The organism is Enterobacter ludwigii, from assembly GCF_001750725.1.
Taxonomy (GTDB): Bacteria; Pseudomonadota; Gammaproteobacteria; order Enterobacterales; family Enterobacteriaceae; genus Enterobacter; species Enterobacter ludwigii.
Genome location: NZ_CP017279.1, coordinates 4,241,880 through 4,264,841 on the forward strand (window position 1 = coordinate 4,241,880; position 22,962 = coordinate 4,264,841).

The 22,962-nt window shown below is 54.1% G+C and carries 21 protein-coding genes and 2 tRNA genes; 18 read left to right on the plus strand and 5 right to left on the minus strand.

The genetic code is table 11. The features are described from left to right. The first annotated feature begins 54 nt into the window (after positions 1-54). The 4 genes from folP (at position 55) to BH714_RS19925 (ending at position 2,885) form a co-directional block, all read left to right on the plus strand. Positions 55-903, plus strand: a complete 849-nt coding sequence (gene folP / locus BH714_RS19910; RefSeq protein ID WP_040018747.1) for a dihydropteroate synthase — start codon at positions 55-57, stop codon at positions 901-903. Further along, positions 896-2,233: a phosphoglucosamine mutase gene (glmM, locus tag BH714_RS19915; protein WP_014171789.1), complete on the plus strand. Its 1,338-nt coding sequence runs from the start codon at positions 896-898 to the stop codon at positions 2,231-2,233. The genes folP and glmM overlap by 8 nt, the downstream gene beginning before the upstream one ends. A 223-nt stretch (positions 2,234-2,456) precedes the next feature. Then, positions 2,457-2,789, plus strand: coding sequence for a preprotein translocase subunit SecG (gene secG / locus BH714_RS19920; protein WP_020883537.1), 333 nt, complete (start codon positions 2,457-2,459; stop codon positions 2,787-2,789). A gap of 9 nt (positions 2,790-2,798) precedes the next feature. Beyond that, positions 2,799-2,885, plus strand: a tRNA-Leu gene (locus tag BH714_RS19925). 165 nt (positions 2,886-3,050) lie between these two features. On the opposite strand, the gene argG is transcribed toward BH714_RS19925, so the two are convergent. Next, entirely contained in the window at positions 3,051-4,397 is a 1,347-nt protein-coding gene (argG, locus tag BH714_RS19930; protein WP_020883538.1) for an argininosuccinate synthase, read from the minus strand. Between the two features lie 287 nt (positions 4,398-4,684). On the opposite strand from argG, the gene BH714_RS19935 reads away from it, so the two are divergent. From BH714_RS19935 to mtr, 12 genes are all read left to right on the plus strand, one after another. Further along, positions 4,685-4,761, plus strand: a tRNA-Met gene (locus BH714_RS19935). A gap of 207 nt (positions 4,762-4,968) precedes the next feature. After that, complete coding sequence (gene rimP, locus BH714_RS19940) at positions 4,969-5,421, plus strand: ribosome maturation factor RimP (protein ID WP_014833432.1); 453 nt, start codon at positions 4,969-4,971, stop codon at positions 5,419-5,421. 28 nt (positions 5,422-5,449) lie between these two features. Further along, positions 5,450-6,952 carry a transcription termination factor NusA gene (gene nusA / locus BH714_RS19945; protein WP_014171785.1) on the plus strand — a complete coding sequence of 501 codons (1,503 nt, stop codon included), beginning with the start codon at positions 5,450-5,452 and terminating at the stop codon, positions 6,950-6,952. 24 nt (positions 6,953-6,976) lie between these two features. Continuing rightward, a complete protein-coding gene (gene infB / locus BH714_RS19950; RefSeq protein ID WP_014171784.1) occupies positions 6,977-9,664 on the plus strand; it encodes a translation initiation factor IF-2 in 2,688 nt (895 codons plus the stop codon). An 88-nt stretch (positions 9,665-9,752) separates the two neighbouring features. Further along, on the plus strand, positions 9,753-10,157 hold the full coding sequence (gene rbfA, locus BH714_RS19955) for a 30S ribosome-binding factor RbfA (protein WP_014171783.1): 405 nt from the start codon (positions 9,753-9,755) through the stop codon (positions 10,155-10,157). Continuing rightward, the gene (gene truB / locus BH714_RS19960) at positions 10,157-11,107 is read left to right on the plus strand and encodes a tRNA pseudouridine(55) synthase TruB (RefSeq protein WP_040018749.1); all 951 of its coding nucleotides are present in this window, start codon (positions 10,157-10,159) and stop codon (positions 11,105-11,107) included. The genes rbfA and truB overlap by 1 nt, the downstream gene beginning before the upstream one ends. 155 nt (positions 11,108-11,262) lie before the next feature. Next, positions 11,263-11,532: a 30S ribosomal protein S15 gene (gene rpsO / locus BH714_RS19965; protein WP_013098914.1), complete on the plus strand. Its 270-nt coding sequence runs from the start codon at positions 11,263-11,265 to the stop codon at positions 11,530-11,532. A gap of 242 nt (positions 11,533-11,774) precedes the next feature. Further along, positions 11,775-13,913 (plus strand): polyribonucleotide nucleotidyltransferase, encoded by a 2,139-nt coding sequence (gene pnp / locus BH714_RS19970; protein WP_014171780.1) that lies wholly within the window; start codon positions 11,775-11,777, stop codon positions 13,911-13,913. 110 nt (positions 13,914-14,023) lie between these two features. Then, entirely contained in the window at positions 14,024-14,908 is an 885-nt protein-coding gene (nlpI, locus tag BH714_RS19975) for a lipoprotein NlpI (RefSeq protein WP_013098912.1), read from the plus strand. Positions 14,909-15,015: 107 nt separating this feature from the next. Continuing rightward, positions 15,016-15,096, plus strand: a complete 81-nt coding sequence (yrbN, locus tag BH714_RS24530) for a protein YrbN (protein WP_100122156.1) — start codon at positions 15,016-15,018, stop codon at positions 15,094-15,096. Further along, complete coding sequence (locus tag BH714_RS19980; RefSeq protein WP_020883539.1) at positions 15,089-16,993, plus strand: DEAD/DEAH family ATP-dependent RNA helicase; 1,905 nt, start codon at positions 15,089-15,091, stop codon at positions 16,991-16,993. Before yrbN ends, BH714_RS19980 begins: the two co-directional genes overlap by 8 nt. Positions 16,994-17,135: 142 nt before the next feature. Further along, positions 17,136-18,380 (plus strand): tryptophan permease, encoded by a 1,245-nt coding sequence (mtr, locus tag BH714_RS19985; RefSeq protein WP_040019075.1) that lies wholly within the window; start codon positions 17,136-17,138, stop codon positions 18,378-18,380. A gap of 45 nt (positions 18,381-18,425) precedes the next feature. Here the strand turns inward: mtr and BH714_RS19990 are convergent, their stop codons facing one another. The 3 genes from BH714_RS19990 to ubiU all read right to left on the minus strand — a co-directional run bounded on the left by BH714_RS19990 (position 18,426) and on the right by ubiU (position 21,404). Next, the gene (locus BH714_RS19990) at positions 18,426-19,433 is read right to left on the minus strand and encodes a luciferase-like monooxygenase (protein WP_040018750.1); all 1,008 of its coding nucleotides are present in this window, start codon (positions 19,431-19,433) and stop codon (positions 18,426-18,428) included. Positions 19,434-19,522: 89 nt separating this feature from the next. Then, positions 19,523-20,401 (minus strand): U32 family peptidase, encoded by an 879-nt coding sequence (locus BH714_RS19995; protein WP_020883542.1) that lies wholly within the window; start codon positions 20,399-20,401, stop codon positions 19,523-19,525. A gap of 7 nt (positions 20,402-20,408) precedes the next feature. Then, the gene (gene ubiU, locus BH714_RS20000; protein WP_040018752.1) at positions 20,409-21,404 is read right to left on the minus strand and encodes a ubiquinone anaerobic biosynthesis protein UbiU; all 996 of its coding nucleotides are present in this window, start codon (positions 21,402-21,404) and stop codon (positions 20,409-20,411) included. A gap of 211 nt (positions 21,405-21,615) precedes the next feature. Between ubiU and ubiT the strand changes: the two genes are divergently transcribed. Together ubiT and BH714_RS20010 are read left to right on the plus strand one after the other, a co-directional pair. After that, the gene (gene ubiT, locus BH714_RS20005; RefSeq protein ID WP_025202929.1) at positions 21,616-22,140 is read left to right on the plus strand and encodes a ubiquinone anaerobic biosynthesis accessory factor UbiT; all 525 of its coding nucleotides are present in this window, start codon (positions 21,616-21,618) and stop codon (positions 22,138-22,140) included. Then, positions 22,134-22,637, plus strand: a complete 504-nt coding sequence (locus BH714_RS20010) for a GNAT family N-acetyltransferase (protein WP_020883545.1) — start codon at positions 22,134-22,136, stop codon at positions 22,635-22,637. The genes ubiT and BH714_RS20010 overlap by 7 nt, the downstream gene beginning before the upstream one ends. Here BH714_RS20010 and BH714_RS20015 read toward each other — a convergent pair. Beyond that, positions 22,624-22,953 carry a GIY-YIG nuclease family protein gene (locus BH714_RS20015; RefSeq protein ID WP_014171769.1) on the minus strand — a complete coding sequence of 110 codons (330 nt, stop codon included), beginning with the start codon at positions 22,951-22,953 and terminating at the stop codon, positions 22,624-22,626. The genes BH714_RS20010 and BH714_RS20015 overlap by 14 nt on opposite strands. Positions 22,954-22,962: the final 9 nt, after the last annotated feature.

The following is a 22,962-nucleotide window of genomic DNA, read 5'->3' on the forward strand; positions in this document are numbered from 1 at the left end:
TTGCTCCGGGGTTTTTCTTTTCTGTAAAACCATATTGATACCAGGGATTTGACCATGAAACTATTCGCCCAGGACTCGCATCTCGATCTCTCACATCCGCATGTGATGGGTATCCTGAATGTCACGCCTGACTCCTTCTCTGACGGCGGCACGCATAACACGCTTATCGAGGCTGTGAAGCACGCAAATTTGATGATTAACGCGGGCGCCACCATCATTGACGTAGGTGGGGAATCGACGCGCCCGGGGGCGGCAGACGTTTCGGTGGAAGAAGAACTGGCGCGCGTGGTGCCTGTGGTTGAAGCTATCGCACAGCGGTTCGAAGTGTGGATCTCCGTCGATACGTCTAAACCTGAAGTGATCCGTGAAGTCGCGAGAGTGGGTGCTCACATCATCAATGATATTCGCTCGCTGACGGAGCCTGGCGCACTGGAGGCGGCCGCGGAGACCGGGCTACCGGTTTGCCTGATGCACATGCAAGGACAGCCGAAAACCATGCAGGAAGCGCCAAAGTATGACGATGTTTATGCCGACGTAAATTGCTTCTTTATTGAGCATATTGCACGTTGTGAACGTGCGGGTATCGCAAAAGAGAAATTGCTGCTCGACCCGGGGTTCGGTTTCGGTAAAAATCTCTCTCACAATTATGAGCTGCTTGCGCGCTTATCGGAATTCCATCATTTCGACCTGCCATTGCTGGTTGGTATGTCGAGAAAGTCGATGATTGGTCAGTTACTGAATGTAGGGCCGAGCGAACGTCTGAGCGGAAGCCTGGCCTGCGCTGTAATTGCGGCGATGCAGGGCGCGCACATTATTCGTGTCCATGACGTTAAAGAAACAGTAGAAGCCATGCGTGTAGTGGAAGCTACACTGGCAGCGAAGGAAAACAAACGCTATGAGTAATCGTAAATATTTTGGTACCGATGGTATTCGTGGGCGCGTGGGTGATGCGCCAATCACCCCTGATTTTGTACTGAAACTGGGCTGGGCAGCGGGTAAAGTCCTTGCGCGTCATGGCTCCCGTAAAATCATCATTGGTAAAGATACCCGTATCTCCGGGTATATGCTGGAGTCAGCGCTGGAGGCCGGTCTGGCTGCCGCGGGGCTTTCCGCTTCCTTCACTGGCCCAATGCCAACGCCTGCTGTGGCATATCTGACGCGTACTTTCCGTGCTGAAGCAGGGATTGTGATTTCGGCCTCGCATAACCCGTTTTATGACAACGGCATTAAATTCTTCTCCATCGACGGCACTAAGCTGCCGGATGAAGTGGAAGAGGCGATCGAAGCGGAGATGGAAAAAGAGATCACCTGTGTCGACTCCGCCGAGCTGGGTAAAGCGAACCGCATTGTCGATGCCGCGGGTCGTTACATCGAATTCTGCAAAGGTACTTTCCCGAATGAACTGAGCCTGGCCCATCTTAAAATTGTGGTGGACTGCGCCAACGGTGCGACCTATCACATTGCGCCGAATGTTTTCCGCGAACTGGGTGCGAACGTGATTACCATCGGCTGTGAGCCTGATGGCCTGAATATTAACGAACAGGTGGGTGCGACTGACGTTCGTGCTCTGCAGGCGCGCGTTCTGGCGGAAAAAGCCGATCTGGGCATCGCACTGGATGGCGACGGCGATCGCGTGATCATGGTCGATCACGAAGGTAATAAGGTCGACGGCGACCAGATCCTCTATATCATTGCGCGTGAAGGTCTGCGTCAGGGCCAGTTGCGCGGCGGTGCAGTAGGCACGCTGATGAGCAACATGGGTCTGGAGCTGGCGCTGAAACAGCTGGGTATTCCGTTTGTCCGTGCAAAAGTGGGCGACCGCTATGTGCTGGAAAAACTGCAGGAAAAAGGCTGGCGCATCGGGGCTGAAAACTCAGGCCACGTGATCCTGCTGGATAAAACCACCACCGGAGACGGTATCGTCGCTGCGCTGCAGGTTGTTGCCGCCATGGCGCGCAACCATATGAGCCTGCACGATCTCTGCAGCGGCATGAAAATGTTCCCGCAGATCCTGGTGAATGTGCGTTTCACCGCCGGTAAAGGCGACCCGCTGGAAAATGAAAATGTGAAAGCGGTGATGGCTGACGTTGAAGCCGCGCTGGGCAACCGTGGGCGTGTGCTGCTGCGTAAGTCTGGAACTGAACCGCTGATCCGCGTAATGGTGGAAGGCGAAGACGAGGCGCAGGTGAATGAATTTGCGCACCGTATTGCGGATGCCGTAAAAGCTGCATAGTTTTTCACGTTAAGTGATTAAAAAGGCGGCGCTTGCCGCCTTTGTTTTGAGCAATTGATGGCTTTTTGCTGTTTTTTTCCGCAGTTGATACAATGCGTCAAAATTGCCCTTGCGAAGCACATTCGCTTTGGTTAGTATTCACACCCGCTTCAGTGGGAAACAAAAATCCTGCTAATTGGTCGAAGCATTGGTATGCGGCAAATCCGCAAGGAACAGGTTGATTATGTACGAAGCTCTTTTAGTTATTTTCCTTATTGTAGCCATCGCTCTCGTAGCGCTGATTATGCTGCAGCAAGGTAAAGGCGCTGATATGGGAGCCTCCTTCGGAGCAGGCGCTTCCGGTACGCTGTTCGGTTCAAGTGGTTCTGCGAACTTCATGACCCGCACAACGGCGATTCTGGCTACGCTGTTCTTCATCATCAGTCTGGCGCTTGGCAATATCAACAGCAACAAGACCAGCAAAGGAAGCGAGTGGGAAAATCTGAGCGCGCCAGCGAAAACTGAGCAGACTCAGCCAGCTGCACCGGCTAAGCCGACCAGCGATATCCCGCACTAAGTATTCAGTACCGAGGTGGTGGAATTGGTAGACACGCTACCTTGAGGTGGTAGTGCCCTAACGGGCTTGTGGGTTCGAGTCCCATCCTCGGTACCAATATTCCAGAAGAAAGACGTCGAAAGACGTCTTTTTTTTCGTCTGTAGATTTCGTCTGTAGAAGGAGCGTTTTCGTCGGCGGGTACGTTCGTGCCAGCGGGACCGGTTCTGCAGCGATCGTAAAAAAGGCGCCCACTGAGCGCCTTTTGCATTTCTGCGTAAGCCTTATTTCTTAACACTGTGCTCCAGGTTTTCAACCTGCGGCAGGCCATTACCGGCGCTTGCGGAGAGCAGGCCATTCTCAACGTAGTTGAACAGCTTCTCACGGGTATCGGTGATGTCCAGGTTACGCATGGTCAGCTGGCCAATACGATCGTCCGGAGAGAACACGGATTCACCTTTCTCCATGGTCAGACGCTCTGCTTTATAAGTCAGGTTGTCGGACACGGTGTTCAGAATCGAGTAGTCATTCCCGCGACGCAGCTCCAGCGTCACTTCGCCGGTGATCGCGCTTGCCACCCAACGTTGCAGTGCATCGCGCAGCATCAGGGCCTGTGGGTCGAACCAACGGCCCTGGTACAGCAGTTTACCCAACTGACGACCATGAGAGTGATACTGCTCGATGGTGTCTTCGTTGTGAATACCGGTCAGCAGACGCTCATAAGCGATGTGCAGCAGCGCCATCCCAGGGGCTTCATAGATGCCACGGCTTTTTGCTTCGATAATACGGTTTTCAATTTGATCGCTCATGCCCAGACCGTGACGGCCACCGATACGGTTAGCTTCCAGCATCAGTTCCACATCGTCAGAGAAGGTCTTGCCGTTCAGGGCAACCGGATGGCCGCGCTCGAAACGCACGGTGACTTCTTCCGCCTGGATTTTGACGTTTTCGTCCCAGAACTTCACACCCATGATCGGGTTAACGATCTTCACGCTGGAGTTCAGGAATTCCAGGTCTTTCGCTTCGTGCGTCGCACCCAGCATATTGGAATCGGTAGAGTAGGCTTTCTCAACGGACATCTTATAGTCGAAGCCACAGGCGATCATGAACTCGGACATTTCATGACGGCCGCCCAGCTCGTCGATAAAGTCGGTATCGAGCCACGGTTTATAAATCTGCAGCTCGGCGTTGGTCAGCAGGCCATAACGATAGAAACGTTCGATATCGTTTCCTTTATACGTACTGCCATCACCCCAGATGTTTACGCCATCTTCTTTCATGGCGGCAACCAGCATGGTACCGGTCACTGCACGGCCCAGCGGGGTGGTATTGAAATAGGTCAGGCCGCCGGTGGTATTATGGAAAGCACCACACTGAATAGCAGCAATACCTTCAGCGACCAGTTGCTTACGGCAGTCAATCAGTCGCGCGTTCTCTGCGCCATACTCTTTAGCACGACGAGGGATTGCATCATAATCGTCCTCATCCGGCTGACCCAGGTTCGCAGTATATGCATACGGAACCGCTCCCTTCTGGCGCATCCACAGCAGTGCAGCGCTGGTATCCAGGCCGCCTGAAAAAGCGATGCCAATACGTTGTCCTACCGGAAGATGCTTGAGAATCGTCGTCATAAAATAAAACCCTGCTTGATTGACTGATTAAGAGACCGCTTTCGCTCTCGATGCATGTTTATGCAAAATAAGTGAGTATTCATTTAATCATCTTTTGTCGATGACCGGAAGAGACTCGTGCGTTTTTTGTAAAATTTTCCCTTTGTTTGACCTGGCGGAAACTGGCTTGACAGGTGGGGTTCACTATCAATATACTAAACGCCGATTTTACGTCCCGTCTTCGGTACCAAATCCCAGCATTATTTGCAAATTCTCTCCAAAACGCGTAGAATTTGCCACGTTTCAGGCGCGGGGTGGAGCAGCCTGGTAGCTCGTCGGGCTCATAACCCGAAGGTCGTCGGTTCAAATCCGGCCCCCGCAACCACTTTCCCATAAAGTTCTTTTTCAAATATACTGTGAAGACTTAGAGCCTTCGTAGCTGGATTTGAAAAAATTCTTTCGGAGAGTGCTCCAGGCCGCAGTTGCGGCTATAGGGTTCAGTTATCTAAAGCCCCGATTTATCGGGGTTTTTTGTTATCTGACTACAGAATAACTGGGCTTTACGCCCTTTTTTTATGTCTTGGGGGTGGGCTTGTCCACATTAGAGCAAAAATTAACAGAGATGATTACTGCACCGGTCGAAGCACTGGGCTACGAACTGGTCGGCATCGAATTCGTTCGCGGCCGTACATCGACGCTGCGCATCTATATTGATAGTGAAGATGGCATCAATGTTGATGATTGTGCTGATGTTAGCCACCAGGTGAGTGCGGTTCTTGATGTTGAAGACCCGATTACCGTTGCGTACAACCTGGAAGTTTCCTCACCCGGCCTCGATCGCCCGATGTTCACGGCCGAGCACTATGTGCGCTTTACCGGTGAAGAAGTGGCTCTCGTTCTGCGTATGGCCGTACAGAACCGCCGTAAATGGCAGGGAATTATCAAAGCCGTTGATGGTGAAATGATCACGGTTACAGTCGAAGGCAAAGATGAAGTGTTCGCGCTGAGTAATATCCAGAAGGCGAACCTGGTTCCCCACTTTTAACAGTCTGGATTGAGGTGAAAAGCCCGCGATGAACAAAGAAATTTTGGCTGTTGTTGAAGCCGTCTCCAACGAGAAATCACTGCCGCGTGAGAAGATTTTCGAAGCGCTGGAAAGTGCACTGGCTACAGCAACCAAGAAAAAATACGAACAAGAGATCGATGTTCGCGTAGAAATCGATCGTAAAAGCGGTGACTTCGATACATTCCGTCGTTGGGTAATCGTTGAAGAGGTGACCCAGCCGACGAAAGAGATCACCCTGGAAGCGGCGCGTTTTGAAGACGAAAGCCTGAACGTGGGTGACTATGTTGAAGACCAGATTGAATCTGTCACCTTCGACCGTATCACCACGCAAACCGCAAAACAGGTTATCGTCCAGAAAGTCCGTGAAGCTGAGCGCGCGCTGGTTGTCGATCAGTTCCGCGATCAGGAAGGTGAGATCATTACCGGCGTGGTGAAGAAAGTAAACCGCGACAACATCTCTCTGGAAATCAAATCTGAAGGGCTGCCAGGTAACGCTGAAGCCGTTATCCTGCGTGAAGACATGCTGCCGCGTGAAAACTTCCGCCCGGGTGACCGTATTCGTGGCGTTCTGTATGCCGTACGCCCTGAAGCGCGTGGTGCACAGCTGTTTGTGACCCGTTCCAAGCCAGAGATGCTGATTGAACTGTTCCGTATCGAAGTACCGGAAATCGGCGAAGAAGTTATCGAAATTAAAGCGGCTGCCCGCGATCCGGGTTCACGCGCGAAAATCGCGGTGAAAACCAACGACAAGCGTATCGACCCGGTCGGTGCTTGCGTAGGTATGCGCGGTGCGCGTGTTCAGGCGGTTTCTACCGAACTGGGCGGCGAGCGTATCGATATCGTCCTGTGGGACGACAACCCGGCGCAATTCGTGATTAACGCAATGGCTCCGGCGGATGTGGCGTCTATCGTTGTTGACGAAGACAAACACACCATGGATATCGCTGTTGAAGCGGGCAACCTGGCGCAGGCAATCGGCCGTAACGGTCAGAACGTACGCCTGGCGTCACAGCTGAGCGGCTGGGAACTCAACGTAATGACCGTTGATGACCTGCAGGCTAAGCATCAGGCTGAAGCCCATGCGGCGATCGATACCTTCACGAAATACCTGGATATTGACGAAGATTTCGCCACTGTTCTGGTTGAAGAAGGTTTCTCTACCCTTGAAGAACTGGCCTATGTGCCAATGAAAGAGCTGCTGGAAATCGACGGTCTTGATGAAGCCACCGTTGAAGCCCTGCGTGAACGCGCTAAAAACGCACTGACCACCCTGGCACTGGCTCAGGAAGAAAGCCTTGGCGATAAGAAGCCGGCTGATGACCTGCTGAATCTGGAAGGTCTTGATCGTGCGATTGCGTTCAAGCTGGCTGCCCGTGGTGTTTGTACGCTGGAAGATCTCGCTGAGCAAGGCGTTGATGACCTGGCTGATATCGAAGGTTTAACCGACGAGAAAGCCGGCGAACTCATCATGGCCGCACGTAATATTTGCTGGTTCGGCGACGAAGCGTAATAAACTGTAGCAGGAAGGAACAGCATGACTGATGTAACTGTAAAATCGCTGGCTGCCGAGATTCAGACCTCCGTGGACCGCCTGGTACAGCAATTTGCTGATGCAGGGATCCCGAAGTCCGCTGATGACTCGGTGAACGCGCAAGAAAAACAAACCTTGTTAGCGCACCTGAACCGTGAACACGGTTCGACGCCTGACAAGCTGACGCTGCAGCGCAAAACGCGTAGCACGTTGAATATCCCTGGTACCGGTGGTAAAAGCAAATCGGTACAAATTGAAGTCCGCAAGACACGCACCTTTGTAAAACGTGATCCGCAAGAGGCAGAACGCCTTGCTGCGGAAGAGCAGGCACAGCGTGAAGCGGAAGAACAAGCTCAGCGTGAGGCAGAAGCGACTGCCAAACGTGAAGCAGAATTAAAAGCTGAACGTGAGGCCGCAGAAAAAGCGAAACGCGACGCAAGTGATAAAGTGAAGCGTGAAGCTGCGGAAAAAGACAAAGTGAGCAATCAACAGACCGACGAAATGACAAAAACCGCCCAGGCTGAAAAAGCCCGCCGTGAAAATGAAGCTGCCGAGCTGAAGCGTAAAGCGGAAGAAGAAGCCCGCCGCAAGCTTGAAGAAGAAGCTCGCCGTGTAGCTGAAGAAGCGCGCCGTATGGCCGAAGAAAACGAGAAGAACGGTGTGAACCCTGCTGAAGCGTCTGAAGACACCAGCGATTATCACGTCACCACTTCTCAGCATGCGCGTCAGGCAGAAGACGATAACGACCGTGAAGTTGAAGGTGGTCGTGGCCGTACTCGCAGCACCAAAGCTGCTCGCCCAGCCAAAAAAGGCAACAAGCACGCTGAATCTAAAGCTGACCGTGAAGAAGCACGTGCAGCGATCCGCGGTGGTAAAGGCGGCAAGCGTAAAGGTTCCGCACTGCAGCAGGGCTTCCAGAAGCCAGCTCAGGCTGTTAACCGTGACGTAGTGATTGGTGAAACCATCACCGTTGGCGATCTGGCCAACAAAATGGCGGTTAAAGGTTCTCAGGTCATCAAAGCGATGATGAAACTGGGTGCAATGGCCACCATCAACCAGGTTATCGACCAGGAAACTGCGCAACTGGTAGCCGAAGAGATGGGCCATAAAGTTATCCTGCGTCGTGAAAACGAGCTGGAAGAAGCAGTAATGAGCGACCGTGACACCGGCGCAGCGGCAGAACCGCGCGCGCCTGTAGTGACCATCATGGGTCACGTTGACCACGGTAAAACCTCTCTGCTCGACTACATTCGTTCGACGAAAGTGGCCTCCGGTGAAGCGGGTGGTATTACCCAGCACATCGGTGCGTACCACGTAGAAACCGACAACGGCATGATCACCTTCCTGGATACCCCGGGCCACGCAGCGTTTACCTCTATGCGTGCTCGTGGTGCTCAGGCAACGGATATCGTTGTACTGGTTGTTGCTGCAGATGACGGCGTGATGCCACAGACCATTGAAGCTATCCAGCACGCGAAAGCGGCGCAGGTGCCTCTGGTGGTTGCAGTGAACAAGATCGATAAGCCAGAAGCTGACATGGATCGCGTTAAAAACGAACTCTCCCAGTACGGTGTTATGCCGGAAGAGTGGGGCGGTGAAGCGCAGTTCATCCCTGTATCTGCGAAAGCCGGTACCGGTATCGACGACCTGCTGAACGCTATCCTGCTGCAGGCTGAAGTTCTGGAGCTGAAAGCGGTTCGTAAAGGTATGGCGAGCGGCGCGGTTATCGAATCCTTCCTGGATAAAGGTCGTGGTCCGGTTGCAACCGTTCTGGTTCGTGAAGGTACGCTGCATAAAGGCGATATCGTTCTGTGTGGTTTCGAATACGGTCGTGTTCGTGCGATGCGTAACGAACTGGGTCAGGAAGTTCTGGAAGCAGGTCCGTCCATTCCAGTGGAAATCCTGGGCCTGTCCGGTGTGCCGGCTGCGGGCGATGAAGTGACCGTCGTACGTGACGAGAAGAAAGCGCGTGAAGTTGCACTGTATCGTCAGGGCAAATTCCGTGAAGTTAAACTGGCTCGTCAGCAGAAATCTAAACTCGAGAACATGTTTGCGAACATGACCGAAGGCGAAGTTCACGAAGTGAACATCGTTCTGAAAGCCGACGTTCAGGGTTCTGTGGAAGCGATCTCCGACTCCTTGCTGAAACTGTCTACTGACGAAGTTAAAGTGAAGATTATCGGTTCTGGCGTAGGGGGTATCACCGAAACCGACGCCACCCTGGCTGCTGCATCCAATGCAATCCTGGTCGGCTTCAACGTACGTGCTGACGCGTCTGCACGTAAAGTGATTGATGCTGAAAGTCTGGATCTGCGTTACTACTCCGTCATCTATAACCTGATCGACGAAGTGAAAGCAGCGATGAGCGGCATGCTGTCTCCAGAGCTGAAACAGCAGATCATCGGTCTGGCTGAAGTGCGTGACGTGTTCAAATCACCGAAATTTGGTGCGATCGCGGGCTGTATGGTTACCGAAGGTATCATCAAACGTCACAACCCAATCCGCGTACTGCGTGACAACGTGGTTATCTACGAAGGCGAGCTGGAATCCCTGCGCCGCTTCAAAGATGACGTTAACGAAGTCCGTAACGGCATGGAATGTGGTATCGGCGTGAAGAACTACAACGACGTTCGCGTTGGCGACATGATCGAAGTGTTCGAGATCATCGAAATTCAGCGTACGATTGCTTAATCATCGATGCAGGCCGGGTAAGCAAAGCGCCACCCGGTAATAATTTTAAAAGGGGCTTTTTGCCCCTTTTTTGTCTGGAGAATTTATTATGGCGAAAGAATTTGGTCGCCCGCAGCGCGTAGCGCAAGAAATGCAGAAAGAGATCGCCCTCATCCTGCAACGTGAAATTAAAGATCCACGCGTGGGTGTGATGACCACCGTGTCCGGCGTGGAAATGTCCCGCGACCTGGCGTATGCCAAAGTGTTCGTGACCTTCCTGAACGATCAGGACGAAGCCGCGGTAAAAAACGGCATTAAAGCGCTGCAGGAAGCCTCTGGCTACATCCGCTCTCTGCTCGGCAAAGCGATGCGTCTGCGTATCGTGCCTGAGCTGACCTTCTTCTACGACAACTCTCTGGTCGAAGGTATGCGCATGTCCAACCTGGTGACCAGCGTGGTGAAACATGACGACGAACGTCGTGTTAACCCAACGGACGACAGCAAGGAGGACTAATGAGTCGTCCTCGTCGTCGCGGTCGCGACGTGCATGGTGTGCTGCTGCTGGATAAACCCCAGGGCGCTTCCAGCAACGACGTGCTGCAAAAAGTTAAGCGTATTTTTAACGCCAACCGTGCGGGCCACACGGGCGCGCTCGATCCGCTGGCGACCGGCATGCTGCCGATCTGCCTGGGGGAAGCGACAAAGTTTTCCCAGTACCTGCTGGACTCCGATAAGCGCTATCGGGTCATCGCCCGATTAGGCCAGCGCACTGACACCTCCGATGCCGATGGTCAGGTGGTAGAAGAGCGTCCGGTGACCTTCAGCGCGGAGCAACTTGATGCTGCGCTGGAAAGTTTCCGTGGCGACACGCTGCAGGTACCGTCAATGTATTCGGCGCTGAAGTACCAGGGTAAAAAACTGTACGAATATGCACGCCAGGGCATTGACGTTCCTCGTGAACCCCGTCCGATTACCGTGTACGAACTGCTCTTTATTCGTCACGAAGGCGATGAGCTGGAGCTGGAAGTTCACTGTTCGAAAGGCACCTATATTCGTACCATCATTGACGACCTGGGTGAAAAGCTGGGTTGCGGTGCGCACGTGATTTACCTGCGTCGCCTGGCTGTCAGCACGTACCCGGTTGAGCGAATGGTGACCCTTGAACATCTGCGCGAGTTGGTTGAGCAGGCGGAAGCGCAGGAGATTGCGCCGGCCGATTTGCTCGATCCGCTGCTGATGCCAATGGACAGCCCGGCGGCCGATTTCCCGGTTGTTAATCTTCCTTTAACATCCTCCGTTTACTTTAAGAACGGAAACCCGGTTCGTACCACCAGTGCTCCTTCTGAAGGTCTGGTGCGCGTGACCGAGGGGGATGAAGGTAAGTTTATCGGCATGGGTGAAATGGATAGCGAAGGGCGCGTCGCGCCGCGTCGCCTGGTCGTTGAGTATCCGGTTGAAGCCTGATAGCGATAACGGCTCGCCTTGCGATAAGCAGGGGAGACGAGTAGAATATCGCGGCTTAACGTTCGGCAAATTGTTTAACATATTGCGGGACGTATACTGGGATTGCTGAATTAGAGATCGGCATCCTTACATTCTTTATATTCTGGAGTTTGAAAATGTCTCTAAGCGTTGAAGCTAAAGCTAAAATCGTTTCTGAGTTTGGTCGTGGTACTAACGACAGCGGTTCTACCGAAGTTCAGGTTGCACTGCTGACTGCACAGATTAACCACCTGCAGGGTCACTTTGCAGAGCACAAAAAAGATCACCACAGCCGTCGTGGTCTGCTGCGTATGGTTTCTCAGCGTCGTAAACTGCTCGACTACCTGAAACGTAAAGATGTTGCACGTTACTCCGCGCTGATCGAGCGTCTGGGTCTGCGTCGCTAAGTCTTGCGAGTTTCAGAAAAGGGGGCCTGATGGCCCCTTTTTTCAACCAGACGGCAGCAATTCACTGGAAACTATTGTATTGTTGCTATAAATGATCTTCATTGCAGAGGTTCGCGCGGCTAATGAGAGGCTTCACCCATGGGGGTGTTGGTTGTCATTAGTCGCGAGGATGCGAAGAAGGTCGGGTTAAAACGTCAGCACACCGGTGGTGTGCTGTCATACATTTAAGAAAGGACAGAACTTTGCTGAATCCGATCGTTCGTAAATTCCAGTATGGTCAACACACCGTCACGCTGGAAACCGGCATGATGGCACGTCAGGCTACTGCTGCCGTTATGGTAAGCATGGATGACACTGCGGTATTCGTAACCGTAGTTGGCCAGAAAAAAGCAAAACCAGGTCAGGACTTCTTCCCACTGACCGTTAACTACCAGGAGCGTACCTACGCTGCCGGTAAAATTCCGGGTGGCTTCTTCCGTCGTGAAGGCCGTCCAAGCGAAGGCGAAACCCTGATTGCGCGTCTGATTGACCGCCCGGTTCGTCCGCTGTTCCCGGAAGGCTTCGTGAACGAAGTGCAGGTTATCGCGACCGTTGTTTCCGTTAACCCACAGGTTAACCCGGATATCGTTGCGATGATCGGTGCTTCTGCAGCCCTGTCACTGTCTGGTATTCCATTCAATGGCCCAATCGGTGCTGCACGCGTTGGTTACATCAACGACCAGTACGTGCTGAACCCAACGCAGGAAGAGCTGAAAGAAAGTAAGCTGGACCTGGTTGTTGCTGGTACTGAAGCGGCTGTGCTGATGGTTGAATCCGAAGCGGAACTGCTGAGCGAAGACCAGATGCTGGGCGCGGTGGTCTTTGGCCACGATCAGCAGCAGATCGTTATTCAGAACATCAACGATCTGGTTAAAGAGGCGGGCAAACCACGTTGGGACTGGCAGCCTGAAGCCGTCAACGACGCGCTGAATGCACGCGTTGCTGCGCTGGCTGAATCTCGTCTGAGCGATGCTTATCGCATCACCGACAAACAGGAGCGTTATGCTCAGGTTGACGTGATCAAAGACGAAACTATCGCAACGCTGATTGCTGAAGACGAAACGCTGGATGCTAACGAGCTGAGCGAAATTCTGCACGCTATCGAGAAAAACGTGGTTCGTAGCCGCGTCCTGGCGGGTGAGCCGCGTATCGATGGCCGCGAAAAAGACATGATCCGTGGTCTGGACGTGCGTACTGGCGTTCTGCCACGTACTCACGGTTCTGCACTGTTCACCCGTGGCGAAACGCAGGCGCTGGTTACCGCGACCCTGGGGACAGCACGTGACGCGCAGAACATCGACGAACTGATGGGCGAGCGTACTGACAGCTTCCTGTTCCACTACAACTTCCCTCCATACTCCGTAGGTGAAACCGGTATGGTGGGTTCGCCTAAGCGTCGTGAAATTGGTCACGGTCGTCTGGCGAAGCGTGGTGTGCTGGCAGTGATGCCGGATGCTGACAAATTCCCGTACACCGTTCGTGTGGTTTCTGAAATCACCGAATCTAACGGTTCTTCTTCCATGGCTTCCGTGTGTGGCGCATCTCTGGCGCTGATGGATGCAGGCGTGCCAATCAAAGCCGCCGTTGCGGGTATCGCAATGGGCCTGGTGAAAGAAGGCGAGAACTTTGTTGTTCTGTCTGACATTCTGGGCGACGAAGACCACCTGGGCGATATGGACTTCAAAGTTGCGGGTTCCCGCGACGGTATCTCTGCGCTGCAGATGGATATCAAAATTGAAGGTATCACCAAAGAGATCATGCAGGTTGCGCTGAACCAGGCTAAAGGTGCTCGTCTGCACATCCTGGGCGTGATGGAACAGGCGATCAACGCGCCACGTGGCGACATTTCTCAGTTCGCTCCGCGTATCCACACCATCAAGATCAATCCAGACAAGATCAAAGATGTTATCGGTAAGGGCGGTTCCGTTATCCGTGCTCTGACCGAAGAGACTGGCACCACTATCGAAATCGAAGATGACGGTACGGTGAAAATTGCAGCGACCGACGGCGAGAAAGCGAAATTCGCTATTCGTCGCATCGAAGAAATTACTGCAGAAATCGAAGTGGGCCGTATCTACAATGGTAAAGTGACCCGTATCGTTGACTTTGGCGCGTTCGTTGCCATCGGTGGCGGTAAAGAAGGTCTGGTTCACATCTCTCAAATCGCTGACAAGCGCGTTGAGAAAGTGACCGATTACCTGCAGATGGGTCAGGAAGTCCCGGTTAAAGTTCTGGAAGTTGACCGCCAGGGCCGTATCCGTCTGAGCATTAAAGAAGCAACCGAGCAGTCTCAGCCGGCTGCTGCGCCAGAAGCATCGGCAGCAGAACAGCAAGGCGAGTAAGTGTTGCATTTGCCCTCCGCTTCGGTGGAGGGCCTATTATCAGGCAGGACGCCTTGTTAAGCCGCCGGGGGACAGGACGTTCATCCAATAGTTGTCTTCGGGAGTGGGAAATGAAGCCTTTTTTGCGCTGGTGTTTCGTTGCGACAGCTTTAACGCTGGCAGGATGCAGCAACTCTGCCTGGCGTAAGAGCGAAGTCCTCGCAGTGCCATTGCAACCGACTTTGCAGCAGGAAGTGATTCTGGCACGCATGGAACAAATTCTTGCCAGTCGGGCTTTAACCGATGACGAACGCGCACAGCTTTTATATGAGCGCGGAGTGTTGTATGATAGTCTCGGTCTGAGGGCATTAGCGCGGAATGATTTCTCACAAGCGCTGGCAATCCGACCTGATATGCCTGAAGTATTCAATTACTTAGGCATTTATTTAACGCAGGCAGGCAATTTTGATGCTGCCTATGAAGCGTTTGATTCTGTACTTGAGCTTGATCCAACTTACAACTACGCGCACTTGAATCGCGGTATCGCCCTGTATTACGGCGGTCGTGATAAGTTAGCGCAAGATGATCTGCTGGCGTTTTATCAAGACGATCCTAATGATCCTTTCCGCAGTCTGTGGTTATACATCGTTGAGCAGAAGCTCGATGAGAAGCAGGCAAAAGAAGCACTGAAACAGCGCTTCGATAAATCGGACAAGGAACAGTGGGGATGGAACATTGTCGAGTTCTACCTGGGCAACATTAGCGAAGCAACGCTGATGGAACGCCTCAAGGCGGACGCAACGGATAACACCTCGCTCGCTGAGCATCTCAGTGAAACCAACTTCTATTTAGGTAAGTACTACCTAAGTCTGGGGGATAAGGACAGCGCTACGGCACTGTTCAAATTAGCGGTTGCTAACAACGTACACAACTTCGTTGAGCACCGTTATGCATTGTTGGAATTATCGCTCTTGGGCCAGGAGCAAGACGACCTGGCAGAATCGGACCAGCAATAGCTGACGACATAAACATCAGCCCGTAATCTTTTGATTGCCATCACCTTAACTGGTGAGGGCGTTGTTGTTCGTCAATACATCTACTTTGAGCCGGTTCACACTTTTCAATGAAAATTGCTAATCATTTTCACGATGAGCTAAGTAGACTGGCCGCCATTGACATTGAGGCACTCGTACTACATGGCTGAATTCGAAACCACTTTTGCAGATCTGGGCCTGAAGGCTCCTATCCTTGAAGCCCTTACCGATCTGGGTTACGAAAAACCATCTCCGATCCAGGCAGAATGTATCCCACATCTGTTGTCTGGTCGTGACGTGCTGGGCATGGCCCAGACTGGTAGCGGCAAAACCGCAGCGTTCTCGCTGCCGCTGCTGCACAACATCGATCCGGAACTGCGTGCACCGCAGATCCTCGTCCTGGCTCCAACCCGTGAACTGGCTGTTCAGGTTGCAGAAGCTATGACTGATTTCTCTAAACATATGCGCGGCGTAAACGTGGTGGCCCTGTACGGTGGCCAGCGTTATGACGTGCAGTTACGTGCCCTGCGCCAGGGTCCACAGATTGTTGTCGGTACGCCGGGCCGTCTGCTGGATCACCTGAAGCGCGGTACCCTTGACCTCTCTAAACTGAGCGGTCTGGTACTGGATGAAGCAGATGAAATGCTGCGTATGGGCTTCATCGAAGACGTAGAAACGATTATGGCGCAGATCCCGGAAGGTCATCAGACCGCTCTGTTCTCTGCAACCATGCCAGAAGCGATTCGTCGCATTACCCGCCGCTTCATGAAAGAGCCGCAGGAAGTGCGCATTCAGTCCAGCGTGACCACTCGCCCGGACATCAGCCAGAGCTACTGGTCTGTATACGGTATGCGTAAAAACGAAGCGCTGGTTCGTTTCCTGGAAGCGGAAGATTTTGATGCGGCGATTATCTTCGTTCGTACCAAAAACGCGACCCTGGAAGTGGCTGAAGCGCTGGAGCGTAGCGGCTACAACAGCGCAGCGCTGAACGGTGACATGAACCAGGCTCTGCGTGAGCAGACGCTGGAGCGCCTGAAAGACGGTCGTCTGGATATCCTGATTGCAACCGACGTGGCAGCACGTGGTCTGGACGTTGAGCGTATCAGCCTGGTTGTTAACTACGATATTCCAATGGACTCCGAGTCCTACGTTCACCGTATCGGTCGTACCGGTCGTGCGGGTCGTGCAGGTCGTGCGCTGCTGTTCGTTGAGAACCGCGAGCGTCGTCTGCTGCGTAACATTGAACGCACCATGAAGCTGACCATTCCAGAAGCGGAACTGCCAAATGCAGAACTGCTGGGCAAACGCCGTCTGGAAAAATTCGCCGCGAAAGTCCAGCAGCAGCTGGAAAGCAGCGACCTGGACCAGTATCGTGCGCTGCTGGCACAGATTCAGCCTACCGCTGAAGGCGAAGAGCTGGATATGGAAACGCTGGCCGCAGCACTGCTGAAAATGGCACAGGGCGAACGTACCCTGATCGTGCCACCAGATGCACCGATGCGTCCTAAGCGTGAGTTCCGTGACCGTGACGAGCGTTTCGAACGTCGTGGCGACCGTAACGATCGTGGTCCACGTGCTGACCGTCCAGAGCGCAGTGGCGAAGAGCGTCCACGTCGTGAGCGTCGTGACGCTGGCGAAATGGAACTGTACCGCATTGAAGTGGGCCGTGATGATGGTGTTGAAGTTCGTCATATCGTTGGCGCGATCGCTAACGAAGGCGACATCAGCAGCCGTTACATCGGTAACATCAAGCTGTTCGCATCTCACTCTACCATCGAGCTGCCAAAAGGCATGCCGGGCGAAGTACTGCAGCACTTTACTCGCACCCGCATCCTGAACAAGCCGATGAACATGCAGCTGATGGGCGATGCCCAGCCACGTACTGACCGTGGTGGCGAACGTCGTGGCGGTGGTCGTGGTTTCGGTGGCGAACGTCGTGAAGGCGGTCGTAGCGAAGGCAACCGCGCTGGCGCAGGCGAAGGTCGTCGTTTCTCTGGCGAGCGTCGCGAAAGCCGTGGCCCACGTCGTGAAGAAGGTACCGCTCGTCGTCGTTTCGGTGACGCGTAAGTCTTTCGTTTCTGACGTAAAGTAATCTATACAGCCCCGATAAACACTGTCGGGGCTTTTTTTATTCCTTTTGTACTCTTGTACTGGTACAGTGCTGCACATTAACATGCATAACCGCATTATTGACTGGAGAAAAGGCTGTATGGCGACACTTACCACCACCCAAACGTCACCTTCGCTGCTTGGCGGCGTGGTGATCATCGGCGGAACCATTATTGGTGCCGGGATGTTCTCCCTGCCTGTGGTTATGTCCGGTGCGTGGTTCTTCTGGTCGCTGGCGGCACTGGTGTTTACCTGGTTCTGTATGCTTCATTCCGGGCTGATGATCCTCGAAGCCAACCTGAACTACCGCATTGGCTCCAGCTTCGACACCATCACTAAAGACCTGTTAGGCAAAGGCTGGAACCTGGTAAACGGCCTCTCCATTGCCTTTGTGCTCTACATCCTGACTTACGCGTACATCTCAGCGAGTGGCTCCATTCTGCATCACACATTCTCGGAGTTGTCGCTGAACGTGCCGGCAAGAATGGCGGGCTTGTGCTTCGCGCTGGGCGTCGCGTTTATCGTCTGGATGAGCACCAAAGCGGTGAGCCGCATGACGGCGATTGTGCTGGGCGCGAAGGTGATCACCTTCTTCCTGACCTTCGGCAGCCTGCTTGGGCACGTTACGCCGGCCACGCTGTTCAACGTGGCGGAGACGAATACCGCTTACACGCCGTACCTGCTGATGACCCTGCCGTTCTGTCTGGCATCATTTGGTTACCACGGTAATGTGCCGAGCCTGATGAAGTATTACGGTAAAGATCCCCGCACGATTGTGAAGTGCCTGATCTACGGCACGCTGCTGGCGCTGGCGCTGTACGTGATTTGGCTGCTGGGGACGATGGGCAATATCCCGCGTCCTGAATTTATCAGCATTGCGCAGAAGGGCGGTAACATTGATGTACTGGTACAGGCGCTGAGCGGCGTACTGAACAGCCGCAGTCTGGATCTGTTGCTGGTAGTATTCTCTAACTTTGCCGTCGCGAGCTCTTTCCTCGGCGTGACGCTGGGCCTGTTTGACTACCTGGCCGATCTGTTTGGTTTTGATGATTCTGCTATGGGGCGCTTTAAAACCGCGCTGCTGACTTTCCTGCCACCGATTGTTGGCGGTCTGCTGTGGCCGAATGGTTTCCTCTATGCCATCGGCTATGCCGGGCTGGCGGCGACCATCTGGGCGGCGATTGTGCCTGCGCTGCTGGCACGCAAATCACGTAAACGCTTCGGCAGCCCGAAATTCCGCGTCTGGGGTGGAAAGCCGATGATTGCGCTGATTCTGGTGTTCGGTATTGGCAACGCGCTGGTGCATGTCCTGTCGAGTTTTAACCTGCTGCCGGTGTATCAGTAACACCACCTGTCACCCTCTCCCGACGGGAGAGGGTGACAAACCGCGCTAACCTGACACTTCCTCTTTCACCTGCATCGCCAGGTCAAACGAATGCAAGCGTGCCTGATGATCGAAAATCTGGCCGTTAACCATAATTTCATCCGCCTGCGTCTCACGCAGCACCGCCTCCAGCCCGTAACGCACTTTTGCCTTATCCCCCACCAGCGACATGCTCAGCGCCTGCTGAACGCCATACTGTTCGGATGCCGACCACAGCTGATGCATATTCTCCACCGGCGGCGGCAGCTGGCCGGTCTCACCGCGACGCAACTTCACAAAAGCCTGTTGCATGGAGGTGAACAGGAATTCCGCATCGCGATTGCTGTCGGCGGCAACGATGTTGATGCACACCATCGCATACGGTTTTTCCAGACGCTCTGAAGGTTTGAAGTTTGTGCGATAGAGGTGAAGCGCCTGGTGGAGCATATCTGGCGCGAAGTGTGAGGCAAAGGCGAACGGCAGCCCCAGCTGCGCGGCAAGCTGCGCGCTGTACAGGCTTGAGCCCAACAGCCACACCGGGATCTTCTCACCGTAGCCTGGCACCGGGCGCACGTGCGGGTTAGGGTCACGCGCGTCAAACCAGTCCACCAGTTCAGCCACATCGCGCGGGAAGTTATCGATGTCGCCGCTCATATGGCGACGCAGGGCGCGCATGGTCGGCTGGTCGCTGCCCGGCGCACGGCCAAGACCCAGGTCGATACGGCCAGGATAGAGGGTATTCAGCGTACCAAACTGCTCGGCAATCACCAGCGGGGCATGGTTCGGCAACATCACGCCACCGGAGCCAAGGTGCAGCGTGGTGGTGTTCGCCGCCAGGTAACCAATCAGCACGGAGGTCGCGGCACTGGCGATACCAACCATATTGTGGTGCTCAGCCAGCCAGTAACGGTGATAACCGCGTTTTTCTGCCAGGCGAGCGAGATCGAGAGAGTGGGTAAAGGCTTCTCGTGCTGAGGACCCTTGAGGGATCGGCGCCAGATCCAGCACCGAAAACGGAATGGTTTTATCAGTCATAACAGCTCACTTTGTCGACGGTGAATCTTTTAATAGTGCATTAAAATTTAATAACCGTTGTTAACAAAGTGAGCTTTTACATTTCTTCTTCAGCCCTGTAGCACCAGCCCGGGGAGGCGTTTCCAGTAGCCGTTACAGTCGCTGTTAGCGGTTAACGGCAGCGGAGCGTCACCGTTTTCATTGGCGCGGAAGGCATCCAGCATGGCGAATACGCCCGTATCCACCGGTGACAGGCGCACCATGTCGACCAGACCGTTCATCGACGCCAGTTCATTGCCGAGGTTATACACATAGCCGCTCATGGTCTGGATACCGTTCAGGACGAACACCTGCTGATTTTCCTGCGACAGCATGCTGCGCCCGTTCGGGTATTTGATGCAGCAGGTTTCACACTCGTCTTTCGGGCGGTCTTCAGAGCGGGCGGTGAAGCAGCGGGCAGAATAGGCCAGCGGCAGATGACCATAGCTCAGCACTTCCACCTCAAACTGATTGCGAATACCCAGCGTTTCGCACTGGTTGAGCAGGTTAGCCAGCCAGTCGCGCGAGAGTTCGACCGGCATGCACCAGCGCGTCATCCCCTGTTTAAGCAGCAGGCGCAGCGTCACGGCGTTATAGCAGTTCAGCGCATGGCCTGCGACAAACGGCAGCCTGCGTTCGGCGCACATGTTCACTACGCCCAGATCGCTGGCTTCCAGCAGGAATTCACCGTTCTCTACGTAGCGTTTGAGTTCACCCAGTTCGGAGGAGGCCTGGACGAGGGCGAGCGTTGAGAGCACCACCTGTTTACCGCTTCCGGCGAGGCTTTTCGCCATATCCAGCCAGTCGCCCACTTTGGTGGCGCGGCGCTTGCTGCATACCGCTTCACCGAGGTAAATCACATCTGCGCTGCTGGTCGCGGCCTGGTGGTAAAAATCTTCCAGCGTCTCTTTTGGCCAGTAGTAGAGCACCGGCCCTAATGAATATTTCATGATTATCTCACTGCCATTTACGGTGATACGCGCCAAGCGTGGTTTGTGTACCCTCGGACATCGCACCGAGTGTCTCCATCCACGCCGGTTGCGGTGCGTAGTTCTGCGGGTCTGCCATGCAGCGATCGATAGCCTGGCGCCAGACTTTCGCCACCTGGCTGACGTACGCCGGGCTGCGCTGGCGGCCCTCAATTTTCACCGAGGCGATATTGGCGGCCAGCAGTTCTGGCAGCAGTTCCAGCGTATTAAGGCTGGTTGGCTCTTCCAGCGCGTGGTAACGCTCGCCGTCTACCAGATAGCGGCCTTTGCACAGCGTCGGGTAACCGGCATTTTCGCCGTCCTGATAGCGGTCAATCAGCACGTCGTTCAGGCGCGATTCCAGCCCCTGCGGCGTTTGTTGCCAGCGAACAAAGCGGGCGGGCGAGCAGGCCCCAACGGTATTGGGGGATTCGCCGGTTAAATAGGAAGAGAGATAGCAACGGCCTTCGGCCATGATACACAGGCTGCCAAAGGCAAAAACTTCCAGTGGTACTGGCGTGACGCGCGCGAGTTGCTTAACCTGATGAATAGAGAGCACGCGTGGCAGCACCACGCGGGCAACATCAAAGTGACGATGATAAAAACGCACCGCCTCTTCGTTAGTGGCAGATGCCTGAACGGAGACGTGACGCTCAATATGAGGATAGCGTTCTGCCGCATACTCAAGCATAGCGAGGTCGGCGAGGATCAGCGCATCGGCACCCAGCTGTGCTGCCATATCCACCGCGCGTTGCCAGCGGGCGTAGCCATCAGGATGGGCGAAGGTATTGATGGCGATATGCAGTTTGCGGCAGTGCTGGTGGACGAAGGTAACGGCTTCCTGAAGCTTTTTCTCCGTAAAGTTGAGGCCAGCAAAATGGCGGGCGTTGGTATCATCTTTCAGCCCGATATAGACCGCATCGGCCCCATTTTCGATGGCCGCCTTAAGCGCCGGAAGATTTCCGGCTGGGCAGAGCAGCTCCATAATTTATCCTGATGTAGTCGATCGCAAATTTGTTAACGAGCTGGGATTTTAATTAACCCATACGCGACAATTTTTGATTTAAGGCAGCTAATGGCGTATTGATGGCACCAATAATGAGGTACACCTGACGACAGTTTGTTGATTTACGCCGCTATGTTGTGCTTCGGATATGGCAAAATAGCAGGACTATAGCTATCAGGGAGTAAAGCTCGTGCTGGATAAACTGCGTTCACGTCTCGTACAATTTGGTCCATCAATGCTGAGCGTGCCGGTAAAACTGGCCCCGTTCGCGCTTAAACGCCAGGTGCTGGAGCAGGTGCTGAGCTGGCAATTCCGCCAGGCACTGCAGGACGGTGAGCTGGCGTTCCTGGAAGGGCGCTGGTTAAGCATTGACGTCCACGATATCGGGCTGCGCTGGTTTACCTCTGTTGAGAATAACCAACTGATCGTCCGTGAGTCCGCCGAGGCGGATGTGAGCTTTAGCGCCAGCGCCAGCGATCTGCTGATGATCGCCGCGCGTAAGCAGGATCCGGACACACTCTTCTTCCAGCGCCGACTGGTTATCGAAGGCGATACGGAACTTGGTCTGTACGTGAAGAATTTAATGGATGCCATTGAGCTGGAGCAGATGCCGAAAGCGCTGCGTGTGATGTTGATGCAAATGGCAGATTTCGTTGAGGCGGGGCTGAAAACCCCGCCGGAAAGTAAACACACTTCAGTAGGTGAGCCATGCTGATTCGAGTCGAAATTGGGATTGATGCACCGGGAATCGATGCGTTGTTACGCCGCTCTTTTGCGCGGGATGACGAAGCGCAACTGGTCCACGATCTCCGCGAAGACGGCCTGATTACGCTGGGGCTGGTTGCCACCGATGACGAAGGTCAGGTGGTGGGCTATGTTGCCTTCAGCCCGGTTACCGTTCAGGGCGAAGAGTTACAGTGGGTAGGAATGGCACCGCTGGCGGTTGATGAGCACTACCGCGGCCAGGGGCTGGCGCGCCAGCTGGTTTACGAAGGGCTGGACTCGCTCAACGAATTTGGCTATGCCGCCGTGGTGACGCTGGGAGATGCTACGTTCTATGGCCGTTTAGGCTTCGAGCCGGCAGCGCATTACGATCTCCGCTGCCGCTGGCCGGGAACGGAATCCGCCTTCCAGGTGCACCGTCTGGCGGATGACGCGCTTAATGGCGTGAACGGTCTGGTTGAGTATCACGACCATTTCAATCGCTTTTAATCAGGCTCTCGCGAAGCGCCTCAAAGGAGCCGTCTCCGGTGACGAGGCGCTCTTTCTGACGCTTCGTCAGTTGCTTAATGCGGTATTCCATTCTGAGCGCCAGCGATCTGTCGCCAACGGGCGCTGAAAAGGCGAGCTGTAATTCCCCTTTCCCCCGCAGCGCTTTGGCACCTTTCCCCGTTTGATGTTGCAGAAAACGCCGCGCCACATCGGTAGTAATCCCGGTGTACAGGGCGTTATCGGCGGTACGAACAAGATAGAGAAACCAGCACACGGTAAACAGATTCAGTATGTTAAGGTGAACGCACCTTAGCATGAGAGAGAG